The sequence below is a fragment of the Actinomadura gamaensis genome (assembly GCF_042652125.1).
Taxonomy (GTDB): Bacteria; Actinomycetota; Actinomycetes; order Streptosporangiales; family Streptosporangiaceae; genus Spirillospora; species Spirillospora gamaensis.
This window is the reverse complement of the sequence record NZ_JBHSIT010000020.1, coordinates 30,270-44,046: the sequence shown is the minus strand read 5'-3', so window position 1 is coordinate 44,046 and position 13,777 is coordinate 30,270. Positions and strand designations below refer to the sequence as shown.

The window sequence follows — 13,777 nt, the reverse complement described above, 5'->3', positions numbered from 1 at the left end:
GTCCGACGCACTGCCGTCCGTCCCGCCGTGACTGGGGCCGCCTCGGTCGTTGCGGTTACCGGCGCCGCTCCGGCCCGCTTCGGCTCGGCCCGCTTCGGCTCGGCCCGGTGCGGCTCCGTCCGGGGTGGTTCGGCCGGAAACGCCGGGGTGTTCGGAGTGCCGGACGATCCACACTTCGGCGCGGCTGGTCGGGTTCTCCCGGCTGAGGTCGGTGAGTGGTGGCGGCAGCGGGTGCGTGCGCGGGGGAGGAGGGAGCGGAGGAAGCTCGTCGTCGGGCTCCGGCATGCGATCACCTCGGTCGGCGGGTCCCGCCCGTCCGGGCGGGGAGGGCTGCGGGGGCGCGCGGACGCGGCGTCCGCGCGCCCCTGGCTGCTACACGCGCGCGGAGGCGGTGTCCGCGCGCTCCTGGCTACACGCGCGCGGGAGTGGCCTCGGCGGCACGCTCCCGGCGGGACATCGCGGTGTCCCGCGTCTCGCGCATGCGGACGTACACGATCAGCGACACCGCCGCGCACGCGGCGACGTACCAGAAGAAGCCGGACTCGGCACCGGCCTTCTTGAACCAGAGCGCGACGTACTCGGCGGTGCCGCCGAACAGCGCGTTCGAGATCGCGTAGGGCAGCGCGACGCCGAGCGCCCGCACGTGCGTGGGGAACAGCTCGGCCTTCACGACCGCGTTGATGGACGTGTACCCGGTGACGACGACCAGCCCCGCGAGCATCAGCGCGAACGCGCTCCAGAAGCCGGACGCGTGGCCGAGCGCGGTCATCAGCGGCACCGTCCCGATCGTCCCGCCGACGCCGAACGCCATGAGCAGCGGGCGCCGTCCGATGCGGTCCGACAGCGCCCCGGCGAGCGGCTGGAGCAGCGCGAACACCAGCAGCGCCCAGAAGCTCACCAGGGACGCGGTGCTCTTGGGCAGGCCCGCCGTGTTGGACAGGTACTTGGTCAGGTACGTCGTGTAGGTGTAGTACGCCAGCGTCCCGCCCATGGTCAGCGCGATCACCAGGGCCGCCTCGCGGCGGTGCCGCAGCAGCTCGCGGACGGTCCCGCGCTCGCGCACCGGAGCGCCGGCGCCGCCATCGGTGCCGGCGGGCGCGCCCTCGCGGCCGGTCTCCTCGGTGAACGCCTCGGTCTCCAGCAGGCGCCGCCGCAGGTAGAAGATGACGGCCGCGGCGAGCGCTCCGACCACGAACGGGATGCGCCAGCCGTAGGACTTCAGCGCGTCCTCGCTCATCGTCCGCTGCAGGACGATCTGCAGCCCGAGCCCGATCAGCTGGCCGGCCGTCATCGACACGTACTGGAAGCTGGAGGCGAGCCCGCGCCGGCCGGGCGGGGTGGCCTCGGTGAGGTAGGTCGAGCTGGCCGCGTACTCGCCGCCGACCGACAGGCCCTGCATGAGCCGCGCGACCAGCAGCACCACCGCGCCGAAGTACCCCACCGACCCGTAGGTCGGGGCGACCGCGATGAGCAGCGCGCTGCCGGACATCAGCGTGACCGTGAGCGTGAGCGCGGCCTTGCGGCCCCGCCGGTCGGCGAACCGGCCGAGCAGCCAGCCTCCGACCGGACGCATGAAGAACCCGACGGCGAAGATGCCCGCCGTGTTCAGCAGCTGCGCCGTGGCGTTCCCCTTGGGGAAGAACGCCGAGGCGAAGTAGGTGGCGAAGCTGGCGTAGACGAACCAGTCGTACCACTCGACGAGGTTGCCGACCGAGCCGCCGAACACCGCCCGCCACGGAACGCGCGCCGGGCCGTTCCGTGCGGCGCCGTTCCGTGCGGCGCCGTTCGGCGGGGCGTCGTTCTGCGCGGCGGGATCGTTCGGGCCGGGACTCCTCAGTCCGGGACGGGACACGCTTGACCTCCTGCGATTCACGGCGCCGGGGGAACGCCGGTGCAGGGAGCCTCTCCGCGCCCGGCCGTCCGGTCCAGATCTGGACGGCCAGACCTAATCCGCCGTTAACACGCCGGAAAGATTCGGACGGTCAGTACGAGCGGGGGAGGCCGAGTTCGTGCTGCGCGATGTGCGCCAGGACGAGTTCCTCGGCGACCGGGATGTTCTTGGCGATGCGCGCGTCGCGGAACATCCGGGCGATCGGGTACTCCAGGGAGTACGCCATGCCGCCGTACGTCTGGAACGCGCGGTCGGCGGCCTGCCACGCGGCGTCCGCCGCGGTCAGCTTGGCGATGTTGGCCTCCGAGCCGCACGGGCGGCCCGCGTCCCAGAGCCAGGCCGCCTTGTGGGTCATGAGCCGCGCCAGTTCGAGCTGCGCCTTGATCCGCGCGAGCGGGAACGCGACCGCCTGGTTCGTCCCGATCGGACGGCCGAACGGCGCGCGGTCGCGCGCGTAGTCGCAGGCGTGGCGCAGCACCAATTCGCCGAACCCGACGCCGCTCGCCGCCGCGAGGATCCGCTCCGGGTTCAGGATGTCCCACAGGACGGCGAAACCCTCGTCGGGCGCGCCGAGCACCCGCTCCGCCGGGACGCGCACCTCGTCCAGGAACACCATGCTGGACGCGACGGTGTTCGTGCCGAGCTTCGGGATCGGACGGTAGCTGAGCGTGCCGTCCGCGACGGCCTCCTTCACGTCCACCAGCAGGACGGTGAAGCCGTTCGTGCGCGGCTTCGCCTCGGCGGCGGGGATCGTCCGGGCGACCAGCACCAGGAAGTCGGCGCGTTCCACCCCGGAGATCCAGATCTTCTGGCCGGACACGACGTAGTGGTCGCCGTCGAGCCGCGCCCGCGTCGCGATCTCGATCGCGTTGCTGCCGGCGTCCGGCTCGGTGATCGCGAAGCAGGTCTCGAGCTCGCCCGAGGCGATGCGGGGCAGGAACTCGCGGCGCTGCGCGCCGGTGCCGTGCCGCGCGATCGTCAGGCCGCCGAACGCCGGGGTGAGCAGGTACATGAAGGACGCCGCGCCGCCCGCGCCGCCCTCGGCCAGGCTCTCCAGCGCCACGGCGAGCTCCAGCAGGCCCTGGCCCGCGCCGCCGTACTCCTCGGGGATCGCCAGGCTGTGCCAGCCGCCCGCGACCAGGTCCCGCCAGACCTCCTCGGGCCACCGCTTCTCCGCGTCGCACCGGTCCCAGTACGCCTGGTCGTACTCGCGGGCGATCGCCTGGACGCCCTCCCGCACGGCCGCCGCGCTCTCGGGCAGGTCGAAGTCCACTCGCGCCTCCTACCGACGTCGTCTGCGCCGCCACGGTAGCCCATGCCGTAAGTGCTCACTGACATCGGGGCGGGACGCATAGAGCCGCCCGGTCCGGCTCAGCCGGTCAGCACTGACTGGATCGACTTCGTCACCAGCTCCGCCGCGTCCTGCTCGGTCAAGTGGCCCTGGCGGAGCCGGCCGGACGCGCCGTGCAGGATGTAGTGCACGACCTCGACCAGCCAGTCGGCGGGCATGTCGGTGCGGAACGCGCCCTGCTCCTGGCCGCGCCGGATGAGGTCGGCCATCCGCGCCGCGGGCGCGTCGTGCACGTCCCGGATCCGCTCGGGCGGCAGGACGTCCTCGGCCGCGCTCAGCAGGGCCGACGATTCGGCCACGAGCCCCCAGCTCGACGCGAGGAGGCGGGCCATCGCCTCGCGGGCGTCCCCCGTGAGGTCGATCGCCGACAGGGTCCTCTCGCCCGCCTCCAGCGCGTCGGTCAGCGCGGCCTCGACCAGTTCGGGACGGGTGCGGAAGTGCCCGTACAGCGTCATGCGTCCCACGCCGGCCGCCTTGGCGATGTCCTCGACCTTGGCGTTCGGGTCCGAGCTGAGCCGGGCGCGCGCGGCGGACACGATCCGGGCGATGTTGCGCTCGGCGTCGGCGCGGCGCCTGCCACCGGTGGAAGCGGCCATGGCGGTCATCCTAGCTCGTATGTCCGTGGACGGGTTATAGTCCACAGCACGAAGTCGTACTTAGACGTACGAGTTATGGTCGGGCAAGGAGGATCCGATGAGTCGAGAGTCCGTGGAACAGGCCGATCCGGCGGTGGGCGCGCCCGCCGCGGAACCGCATCCGGCGCGCTGGCGCATCCTGGGGTTCCTCGGCGTGGCGCAGTTGATGCTGATCCTGGACGTCACCGTCGTCGCGATCGCGCTGCCGCACATCGAGACGGGCCTAGGGCTCGGTCGCGAGGCCGTGACCTGGACGGTCAGCGCCTACACGCTCACCTTCGGCGGCCTGATGCTGCTCGGCGGCCGTGTCACGGACCTGCTCGGCGCGCGGCGCGTCGTGCTCGCCGGGCTCGCGCTGTTCACCGCCGCGTCGCTGGTCACCGGGCTGGCCGGGTCGGCGGGACTGCTGATCGGCGGACGCGTCGCCCAGGGCCTCGGCGCGGCGCTGCTGTCGCCGTCGGCGCTGTCGCTGGTCGTGGGGCTGTTCGAGGGTGAGGAGCGCAACCGGGCGCTCGGCGTGTGGTCGGCGCTCGGCGGGGGAGGGGCGGCGCTCGGCGTCCTGCTCGGCGGGCTGCTGACCGCCGGTCCGGGATGGCCGTGGGTGTTCTTCGTCAACGTGCCCATCGGGCTCGCGATCGTCGTCGCGCTGGCCGTGCTGCTGCCGCGGCGGCCCGTCCCGGCGGCGGCGCGGCCCGGCCTGGACCTGCCGGGCGCGGCGCTGGTCACGGCGTCCACGGCGGTGCTGATCTACGCCCTCATCGCGGCCGGTGAGCACGGCTGGACGTCGGTGTCCACCGCCGGCCTCGTCCTGGCGGCCCTCGCCGGCTACGCGCTGTTCGCGCTGTGGCAGCGGCGCGCGTCCGCGCCGCTGATGGACGTCCGGCTGCTGGTGCGGCGCCCGGTCGCCACCGGGGTCTTCCTGATCTGGATGGCGACCGCGCTGATGATCGCGGTGTTCTTCCTCGGCACGTTCTACTTCCAGCACGCGCGCGGGTACGGCGCGCTGCGGACGGGCCTGCTCTTCCTGCCGGTGGCGCTGGCCACGATGGCCGGGGCGAACCTGACCGGACGCCTGATCGGACGCTGGGGAGCGCGCGTCCCGGCCGTCGCGGGACTGCTGCTCGCGGCGGCGGGCATGGCCGTCCCGGCGCTGTCGGCGCGTCCGGTGAGCGTGGTCGCCGGCGTGGCCGTCGCCGCCGCGGGCACGGGTGCGCTGTTCGTCGTCGCGTCCGCGACGGCGCTCGGCCGGGTCGCGCCGCACGAGGCCGGGATCGCGTCCGGCATCGTCAGCACGTTCCACGAGTTCGGCGCGTCCTTCGGCGCGGCCGTCGTCTCCAGCGTCGCCGCCGCCAGCCTGGCCGGGACGACGCTGGACGGCTTCACCCGGGGGTTCGCCGTCGCCGCGGCAGCCTCGGCGGTGGGCGCCCTCGCCGCCGCGCTGCTCGCCCCGCGCCGCGACGGCTGATCACGGACGGAGGCGGACGGGCAGGGCGGCGTGCCCGTGGGAGATGAAGGAGGCCAGCGGTCGCAGCTCTTCCGCCGGGACGGCCAGGGCCAGGTCCGGGAAGCGGCCGAACAGCGCCGGAAGGGCGATCGCGGCCTCCAGCCGGGCCAGCGGCGCGCCGAGGCAGTAGTGGACGCCGTACCCGAACGCCATGTGCTCCTTGCCGGCGCGCGTGACGTCGAAGGCGTCGGCGTCGTCGCCGTGCAGGCCGGGGTCGCGTCCGGCGGCGGCGTAGCAGGCGAGGATCGCGTCGCCCTTGCGGAACGCGACGCCGCCGTCCAGCTCGATGTCCTCGACCGCGAAGCGGAGCGGGAGGTTGGCGATCGGCGGCTCGGCGCGCAGCGTCTCCTCGATCACGTCGTTCCAGGTGGCGCGGCCCGTCCGGACGAGGGCGAGCTGGTCCGGACGGGTGAGCATCGCGTGGATCGCGTTGTCGAGCAGGTTCACCGTCGTCTCGTGCCCGGCGCTGACGAACAGCACGAGCGTGTCGACGAGCTCCTGCTCCGACAGCGTCGAGCCGCCGTCGCGCGCGGCGATGAGGTCGCTGGACATGTCGTCCGCCGGGCGCGCCCGCTTCTCCTCGATCAGCGCGCGCAGCACCGCCTGGAGGCGCGGGTAGGCGGCGGCCACCTCCTCGGGCGTGGCCGTGGTGCGGAAGAACGTGTCGACGCACGCGCGGATCTCCTCGCGCGCGGCCTCGTCGGTGATCCCGAACAGCTCGCAGATCACCTGGATCGGCAGCGGGTAGGCGAAGCGTTCGCGCAGGTCGACCGGCTCGCCGGGCGGGACGGCCGCGAGCTCGTCGAGCAGTTCGGCCACGATCGCCTCGACGCGGGGACGCAGTGCGGCCGTGCGGCGGACGGTGAACGCGCTGGAGATCAGCCGCCGCAGCCGGTGGTGGTCGTCGCCGTAGGCGGTGAGCATGTTCCGCACGGCGATCCACACGAACAGCTGCCACTCCGGGCCGACCTCGCCGTTGATCAGCGGCGGCCAGTGCAGGTAGCCGTCCTTGGAGACGCGGTCGTCGGTGAGCAGCCGCCGCAGGAGCGCGGGATCGCCGACCGCCCACGCCGGGACGCCGCCCGGCAGCAGGACGCGCGCCGCCGGGCCGCGCGCGCGGATCCGCGCCGCGTCGCCCTGCACGTCGGCTCCGGTCGGGTCGATGACGAACGGGCCGTCGGCTGCGGAAGTGCTCATCGGACGCTCCAGAGGTCGGCCTACGGGCGGCGGGCCACCGCCTCGCGGGCGGCGCGGCCCGTCCTCACGATCCGTCCGGCGACGGCCCCGCGCAAGCGCCCCTCGCGTCTCCTCCGTGTGCCCTCCAAGGACGGCCGGCCCGGCGCGTGGTGTCGCCCGTCAGCAGCGACGCGTCCGCCCGGTCCCGTCAGGCGGCCTCGAAGTCGGCTCGATGGTCGGCGGCCCACTCGGCGAGGGTCCGGCCGGGCCGTCCGGTCACCGCGGTGACGGGCCGGGGCACGTCGGGGACGGTCAGGGTGTCGTGCCAGTAGTCCAGCAGCATCTTCAGCACGGGCTCGGGGATGAACCGCGCGGTCTCGGCGCGGAACTCCTCGGGCGTGATCTCCACCAGCGGGATCTCCCGTCCCAGCGTCCTGCCGATGACCGCGACCTGCTCGGAGCGGGTCAGGGCCTCCGGTCCCGTGAGCGGGATCGCGGCGCCGAGACGGTCGTCGGAGAGCAGGGTCTCGGCGGCGGCCTCGGCGATGTCGTACTCGTGGATCGGCGCCTGCGCCGATGCGAGGTGGGGCGCCCGGATCGGCGCCCCGGAACGGATCTGCCAGGCCCACGACAGCAGGTTGTTGGCGAAGGTGCCGGGCCGCAGGATCGTCCAGGCGCCGGTGCGGGCGGTCACGGCCTTCTCGACCGCGGCGTGGTGGACCTGGCTCGCCGACCCGCGGTCGCGCGGGAACTCCTCGGCGGCGGCGAGCGAGGACAGCACGGTGAAGCGGTGGACGCCGCGGGCGACGGCCGCCTCGACGAACGCCTCGACGCCGGGGGCGGGGAAGACGAAGGCGCGATCGACGCCGTCGAACACCTCCGGCCCGAGCGTGCCGGCGTCGGCCAGGTCCCCGGCGACGACGTGGACCCCGGCCGGCAGGCCCGCGTCGTCGGGCTTGCGGGTCAGGGCGCGCGGCGCGGCGCCGCGGGCGAGCAGCGTCGCGACGAGGTGGCGGCCGACTGCGCCGGTCGCGCCGGTGACGAGGATGGTCACGGGGTTCTCCTTGGGAAGGCGGTGCCGGTTCGTCCGGCTTGATCGCCAACCTAAAGAGAGTTCAGGTCATATCCTGTCCGCATCTCCGCTAGATTCGCGAACCATGCCGGAACGGACCCCCACCGAGCGGGCGCTGCGCCTGCTGGAGCTGCTGCAGGCCCGCCGGTCCTGGAGCGGCGGCGAGCTCGCCGGGCAGCTCGGCGTCGACGGGCGCACCCTCCGCCGCGACGTGGAGCGGCTCCGCGGGCTCGGCTATCGCATCGAGGCGCGCCGCGGCCCCGACGGCGGCTACCGGCTGTCCACGGGCGGCGACCTGCCGCCGCTGGTGTTCACGCCGGACGAGGCCCTCGCCGTGGCCGCCGCCCTCGCCTCGTCGGCCGCCAACGGCGCCGCCGGCGGCGGCGAGGTCGCGCTCACCGCGCTGGCCAAGATGGAGCAGGTGATGCCGCCCGCGGTGCGCCGGCGCGTGCGGGCGCTGCGCTCCTCGGTGGCCCTCGGCGGCACGCCGAACGCGATGGCCGGCGCGTATCCGGCTCCGATGAACGCCGATGTGCTGGCGGTCCTGGCGCTGGCGTGCCGGGACGCCGAGCGGGTCCGGCTGCGGGTGATGAGCACCGAGGACGCCGACGGCGGACGGGAGTTCCCGTGCCACGTCGAGCCCGCCGCCCTGGTGCCCCGGCAGACCCGGTGGTTCCTGGTCTGCCGCGACCTCGACCGCGGCTGGCGGGTGCTGCGCGTCGATCGGATCACCGGCGCGTCGGCCACGGGCGCGCGCTTCGAGCCGCAGGAGGTGCCCGGCGGCGACCCGGCCGCGTTCGTCACCGAACGGCTCGGCGCTCCGCCTCGCCGGCATACGGCGACGATCCTGATCCACGCCCCGATCGAGCAGGTCCAGGCGTACATGGGCGGCTTCGCCGCGGACTTCTCCCCGGCGACGACCGCCACCGGTCGGGCGGCGACGCACTGGCACATCGCCGACGTGCGTCTCGAGGTGCTCGCCGCCGGCCTGCTCTGGGTCCGATGGCCCTTCGAGGTGATCGACTCCCCCGAGCTCGCCGCGCTGCTGCGGGACCGGTCCGCGGCCTTCGCGTTCGCGGCCGACCCGCGCTGAGGCCGTCCGGAAGCACCTGCCGATCCGTTACGCGCTGACCGCCGCGCCTTGACCCGGGCCCGTCCGGGCACCCCGGAATCGCCCATGGCACGCCATGATCACATGTGTCGACGCCGTCTCCCCGTGAAGGAGTGCCATGGACGACCGGAAGCAGGACGACACGCAGCGACACGAGCAGGCCGCTCCGAACGTCCGAGCGCGCATCCGGGAGAGTTTCGAACGGCAGGGATTGATGCGGCACCTCGGCGCACGGCTCGCGCACATCGGGCCGGGACGCGTGCACATCGTGCTGCCCGCGCGCCCCGAGGTGACCCAGCAGCACGGTTACTTCCACGCCGGGGCCACCAGCGCGATCGCCGACAGCGCCGGCGGTTACGCGGCGTTCACCCTGTTCCCCGACGACTCGTCGGTGCTCACCGTCGAGTACAAGATCAACCTTCTGGCCCCCGCCGAGGGCGACCACATCGAGGCGGTGGGGACGGTGTTGAAATCCGGGCGGACGCTGACGGTCTGCAATTTGGAGGTGTTCGGCGTCCGGGGCGAGGAACGCCGGCTCGTGGCGGCGGGCCAGCAGACCCTCATCTGCCTTCCGGGACGCCCCGACCAGTGAGCCGCGCGCGGCCGGAATCCCCGCCTGCGACGTGCCGCTGGTTCCATGCTCGCCGCCGGGCAGGTGCGGATGGCGCGCCGCCGCGCGGACGGCGGCTACTTCACGCTCGTCACCCCGCCCGCCGGGACGACCCCGACCAGGCGCGTCGCGATCCGCTCCCGGTCTGCCGGGCGGCGTCCCTCCTGCGCTGACGCCGCCCGGCCGACCGGGCGCGAGGTCAGGCGTCCGTCCAGGTGCGGAGCTTCTCCGGGTTGCGGACGGCCCAGATGTGCGTGATCCGCCCGTCGGCGACCTCGAACGCGTAGACGCCGGTGACCTGGCCCGCCCGCCGCACGATGAGTCCGGGACGGCCGTTGACCGTGCTCTCCGCGAGCGTGACCTCCGGCGTGATCCGGGAGGCCAGGCCGAGGACGTAGCGGGCGATCCTGTCGCCGCCCTCGATCGGGCGGAGCGTCGTGACGACCAGGCCGCCGCCGTCCGCCGTGAAGGTGGCGGCGGGGTCGAGGAGGCCGAGCAGGGCGCCGATGTCCCTGGCCTCCCACGCCCGCTTGAACTCGCGGACCAGATCGGCCTGGCGGTCGGCCGGGGACGCGGGCGGGGCCGCGGCCCGGACGCGGCGGCGCGCGGCGGACGCCAGCTCGCGGCAGGCGGCGGGCGTCCGGCCGGTGATCTCGGCGATCTCCGCGAACGGGTAGCCGAAGACGTCGTGCAGGATGAGCGCGACGCGCTGCGCCGGCGTCATCGACTCCAGGACGACCAGGAACGCCATGCCGACCGACTCGTCCAGGGTGATGCGGTCCGCCGGGTCGCCGGGGGCGGCGGACGCGGCCGGGCCGGGGCGTCCGCCGATCCAGTCGGCCCGGCCGGGGACCGGCTCGGGGATCCACTCGCCCACGTACCGCTCGCGCCGGGCGCGCGCCGAGCGGAGCACGTCCAGGCAGACGCGGCCGGCGACCGTCGTCAGCCAGGCCCCGGGCGACGCGACGGCGTCCCGCTCGCGCTGGGTCATCGCGTACCAGCGGGCGTAGGTCTCCTGGACGGCGTCCTCGGCCTCGGCCACCGAGCCGAGCAGCCGGTACGCGAGGCTCATCAGCTGCCGCCGCTCGCTGACGACCGCGTCCAGCCCCGCGTCGGAGGTGTCGCGTTCCGGCCTCGTAGGGGTGGTCATGGTGCTGGCTCCCTGTCCTGAACGGTGTCGCCGACCCGACGAGGCGGCGCCCGGAAATGTCAGGACGGCGGACGGCCGCCGCCCGACCCGGGGGTGTCGAAGTAGGCCACGACCATCTCGACCAGCGCGTCGACGTCGGCGTCCACCATCGGGACGCCGGTCATGCCCATCCGGTGGAGCAGGGTTCCGACGACGGTGTCGATGAAGAACAGGACGCGGTGCTCCGGCTCACCGAGCGCCTCCTGGAGCGCGAGCCGGTACGGGTCCTGGAGCCGGGTGGACAGGATCTCGCGCAGCGACGGGTCGCTGACGGCGTCGCTGAACACGCCCGCGAACGCGTCGCCCACGCCCGGCTCGCCGATCTTCTCCGCGATCCAGTGGACGGCCGCGGTCAGCATTCCGGCGCGGGTGGGACCGTCCAGCGGCATCGGGCCGAACGCGTCCAGGAGGCAGTCCACGATCAGCGCGCCCTTGGACGGCCAGCGCCGGTAGACCGTCGTCTTGGCGACCCCGGCCGCGGCGGCGATGCGGTCCACCGTCGCGCGGGCGTATCCCAGCTCGTCCACGGTGGCCAGGGTCGCGGCGAACACCTCGGCGGTGACGCCGGAACGCGGCCTGCCGGGCGGTCGGGGGTTCGTGCTCGCGGCTCCCATGGTCACACCATACCGAAATACGCTACTGTTGGTTTCGATACTTCAGGTAGCGAAACTGTGGGGTGAGCCATGCGCGAGAACACCGGAACCCGCGGGCCGCAGGCGGCCGAGGCGACGCGCGGCCAGGCGCTGGGCGGCGACCCGGACTGGGCGGCGATGAGCGACGAGGAACTGGACGCCTTCCGCACGAAGGAGAACGCGCGGCGCTCGTCGCCCGCCATGCGTGCCATCACCGGCGAGCCGCACCCGGACGCCGCGATCGCGTGGGAGCAGGTGGCGCTTCCGGGCCGCGACCTGCCGGTCCGGGTCTACCGGCCGTCCGCCGACCAGGGGAGGGACCTGCCGCTGGTGCTGCACGTCCACGGCGGAGGCTTCGTGGGGACGGCGGTCCAGTGCGACTGGATCAACAGCCACATGGCCGCCGGCCTGCCCGCGGTCGTCGTCTCGGTCGAGCACCGGCTGCTGGCCCGGGACGTCGGCCTGGAGGCCGCCGCCGAGGACGGCTGGGACGTGCTCGACCACGTCGTCCGCAACCCGGCGCGGTTCGGCGTCGATCCGGCGCGCACCGTCCTGATGGGTGAGAGCACCGGCGGCCTGATCAGCGCGCTGGCGGCGGTGCGCGCCCGCGAGGCGCGGATCCCGCTGCGGGCGCAGGTCCTCGTCAACCCGGTCACCGACGTGACCGAATCCCTCTTCGACTACCCGTCGATGACCCGGTACGCGGACAGCCCTACGCTCAGCCTGCCGCAGATGCGCCTGTTCCGCCGCCTGGCCGTCCCGCCGGGGGCCGACGCCCGCGCGCTGTCCCCGCTGCACGCCGGGGACCTCGCCGGACTGCCCCCGGCGCTCGTCCTGGTCCCGACCGAGGACCCGATCGCCGACCAGGGCCGCCGCTACGCCGAGCGGCTGCGCGAGGCGGGGACGGCCGTCCGCGCCGTCGAGTACCCCGGCACGGGACACGCCTTCCTCAGCATGCCCGGCGTCGTCCCGGCGGCCGAGACCGCCCGCGACGACATCCTCCACTTCCTCCGGGACGCCCTGGCGGACTGACCGTCGATCGGGCCGGTCGGCCGGGCGGCGCGTCGGTCGGGCAGGGCGATCCGGGCGGGTCGGTGGGGCGGGCCGGTCCGGGCGGTCAGTCGTCGCGGGTGAAGATGCGCAGGAAGAACTGGAAGACGTTCAGGATGTCGAGGAAGATCGCGGCGGCGAGCAGGGGAGCGGAGTCGAGGTCCGCCGACCGGCGCAGCCGCTGGAAGTCGAGCATGGTCAGCCCGGCGAAGATCACCAGGCCGAGCACCGAGTACACGAGCTCGCCGCCCGGGATCCGGACGAACACCAGGACCAGGCCGAACACGATGAGGGCCAGCAGCGCCCAGAACAGGATCCGGGAGAGCGCGGACAGGTCGCGCCGGGTCGCGTACCCGGCCGCGCCGAACCCCGCGATGAACAGCGCCGTGGCGCCGCCCGCCCGCCACAGCGCCCCCGGCTGGACGCTGGCGTACTCGGCCAGGACGGGCGCCATCGCCACCCCGATGAGCAGGCCGAAGGCGCCGAGCAGCGCCACGGTCAGCGGCCTCGACCGGCCGACGGTGAACTGCATGGCGAGGAGGCAGGCGAAGGACGCGATGGCCGCCACGATGCCGGCAGCGCCGGTCAGGTCGCGCCCGGCGTAGGCGCCGAGCGCGAACAGGCCGGCGGTGGCGGCCACGTACCCCATCGTCTGGGCGAACAAGGTGTGCGTCCGCCCGCGCACCGCGGATCCGGGCGCGTAGAACGGATACTGGCTCACGGTTTCCCTCCCGTCCCCGGTCGGCCGGCGTCCGGCCGGGACCGTCCTTCGTGATCGACAATGCCCCGCCTCCGTCCTCGCAATCCCCGCCGGAGGCGGGCCGGGCGCCCCTCGGGTGGCGCGGCGGGGGCGCAAAACCGGGGGCGCAGGTCAGGGGAGGAGCAGCGTCCGGGTGCCGTCGCGGCGGTCGATCAGCTCGATCGTCGTCTCCGGGCCAGGGCGCGGGATGTCCGGCCGCTCCGGTGGCGGAACGAACAGTTGCTGGAGCAGGGCATCTGGCCGATCGGGGAGGGCCGCGGCGGGGGACAGGTACGCGTCGCGGAGCCGGTAGGTCACGCGGGTCCCGTGCCGGTCGGACGGCTCCAGCGTTTCCAGCGGACGCGGTTCGGCCGTCCAGTCGGCGCGTTGCCGGTAGTGGCGGCCGTCGTGCCAGACGTCCGCGACGGCCTCGGCGCACAGCGCGGTCACCACCGCCATCCCCGTCTTGTAGACGGCCGGACGGCCGCAGAGCAGGGTCGTCATCGGCTCGGTGAGGACGAGCGCACCGTCCGGGCCGCTCCGCGCGAGCGGGATCCCGGGGCCGTTGTCCTCGACGCTGAACCGCCTCGGGCCCTCGATGACGACCCGGACGCGGAGCGGCGCGTCGGTGGCCTCCTCGGTCAGCGCGTCCCGGACGGCGAGGGACAGCACCACGCCCGGCAGGCCGGGATCGTCCAGCGGCACGCCGTAGTAGAGGAGCGGACGGCGCCGGACCGCTTCGAGTCCGCCGGTGACCGCGATCCGCGACGCGTCGGAGTCCATTCGCCATTGTCTCACCCGGCGCCCGCCCGCCGCC

13 protein-coding genes are annotated in these 13,777 nt (G+C 74.3%); 4 read left to right on the top strand and 9 right to left on the bottom strand.

What is annotated here, in order from left to right; translation table 11 throughout:
• Window positions 1–409: 409 nt before the first annotated feature.
• The 3 genes from ACFPCY_RS41405 to ACFPCY_RS41395 form a co-directional block, all read right to left on the bottom strand.
• Complete coding sequence (locus ACFPCY_RS41405; protein ID WP_378265074.1) at window positions 410–1,852, bottom strand: MFS transporter; 1,443 nt, start codon at window positions 1,850–1,852, stop codon at window positions 410–412.
• 130 nt (window positions 1,853–1,982) lie between these two features.
• On the bottom strand, window positions 1,983–3,164 hold the full coding sequence (locus ACFPCY_RS41400) for an acyl-CoA dehydrogenase family protein (protein ID WP_378265072.1): 1,182 nt from the start codon (window positions 3,162–3,164) through the stop codon (window positions 1,983–1,985).
• Between the two features lie 98 nt (window positions 3,165–3,262).
• Window positions 3,263–3,838, bottom strand: coding sequence for a TetR/AcrR family transcriptional regulator (locus ACFPCY_RS41395; protein ID WP_378265070.1), 576 nt, complete (start codon window positions 3,836–3,838; stop codon window positions 3,263–3,265).
• A 97-nt stretch (window positions 3,839–3,935) separates the two neighbouring features.
• Between ACFPCY_RS41395 and ACFPCY_RS41390 the strand changes: the two genes are divergently transcribed.
• Window positions 3,936–5,342, top strand: coding sequence for an MFS transporter (locus ACFPCY_RS41390; protein WP_378265068.1), 1,407 nt, complete (start codon window positions 3,936–3,938; stop codon window positions 5,340–5,342).
• Here ACFPCY_RS41390 and ACFPCY_RS41385 read toward each other — a convergent pair whose 3' ends face one another.
• Window positions 5,343–6,578 carry a cytochrome P450 family protein gene (locus ACFPCY_RS41385; protein ID WP_378265066.1) on the bottom strand — a complete coding sequence of 412 codons (1,236 nt, stop codon included), beginning with the start codon at window positions 6,576–6,578 and terminating at the stop codon, window positions 5,343–5,345.
• A 187-nt stretch (window positions 6,579–6,765) separates the two neighbouring features.
• Window positions 6,766–7,611: an NAD(P)H-binding protein gene (locus ACFPCY_RS41380; RefSeq protein WP_378265064.1), complete on the bottom strand. Its 846-nt coding sequence runs from the start codon at window positions 7,609–7,611 to the stop codon at window positions 6,766–6,768.
• A 103-nt stretch (window positions 7,612–7,714) separates the two neighbouring features.
• Between ACFPCY_RS41380 and ACFPCY_RS41375 the strand changes: the two genes are divergently transcribed.
• Together ACFPCY_RS41375 and ACFPCY_RS41370 are read left to right on the top strand one after the other, a co-directional pair.
• Entirely contained in the window at window positions 7,715–8,722 is a 1,008-nt protein-coding gene (locus ACFPCY_RS41375; protein WP_378265062.1) for a helix-turn-helix transcriptional regulator, read from the top strand.
• Window positions 8,723–8,858: 136 nt separating this feature from the next.
• Window positions 8,859–9,332, top strand: a complete 474-nt coding sequence (locus ACFPCY_RS41370) for a PaaI family thioesterase (protein ID WP_378265060.1) — start codon at window positions 8,859–8,861, stop codon at window positions 9,330–9,332.
• 217 nt (window positions 9,333–9,549) lie between these two features.
• Here the strand turns inward: ACFPCY_RS41370 and sigJ are convergent, their stop codons facing one another.
• Together sigJ and ACFPCY_RS41360 are read right to left on the bottom strand one after the other, a co-directional pair.
• Window positions 9,550–10,500, bottom strand: a complete 951-nt coding sequence (sigJ, locus tag ACFPCY_RS41365; protein ID WP_378265058.1) for an RNA polymerase sigma factor SigJ — start codon at window positions 10,498–10,500, stop codon at window positions 9,550–9,552.
• Between the two features lie 59 nt (window positions 10,501–10,559).
• Window positions 10,560–11,153 (bottom strand): TetR/AcrR family transcriptional regulator, encoded by a 594-nt coding sequence (locus ACFPCY_RS41360; RefSeq protein WP_378265056.1) that lies wholly within the window; start codon window positions 11,151–11,153, stop codon window positions 10,560–10,562.
• A gap of 69 nt (window positions 11,154–11,222) precedes the next feature.
• Here ACFPCY_RS41360 and ACFPCY_RS41355 point away from each other — a divergent pair, with 69 nt between their 5' ends.
• Window positions 11,223–12,203 carry an alpha/beta hydrolase gene (locus tag ACFPCY_RS41355; protein WP_378265054.1) on the top strand — a complete coding sequence of 327 codons (981 nt, stop codon included), beginning with the start codon at window positions 11,223–11,225 and terminating at the stop codon, window positions 12,201–12,203.
• An 85-nt stretch (window positions 12,204–12,288) separates the two neighbouring features.
• Here the strand turns inward: ACFPCY_RS41355 and ACFPCY_RS41350 are convergent, their stop codons facing one another.
• Entirely contained in the window at window positions 12,289–12,942 is a 654-nt protein-coding gene (locus tag ACFPCY_RS41350) for a Bax inhibitor-1/YccA family protein (protein WP_378265052.1), read from the bottom strand.
• A 150-nt stretch (window positions 12,943–13,092) separates the two neighbouring features.
• A complete protein-coding gene (locus ACFPCY_RS41345) occupies window positions 13,093–13,743 on the bottom strand; it encodes a hypothetical protein (protein ID WP_378265050.1) in 651 nt (216 codons plus the stop codon).
• Between the last annotated feature and the right edge of the window lie 34 nt (window positions 13,744–13,777).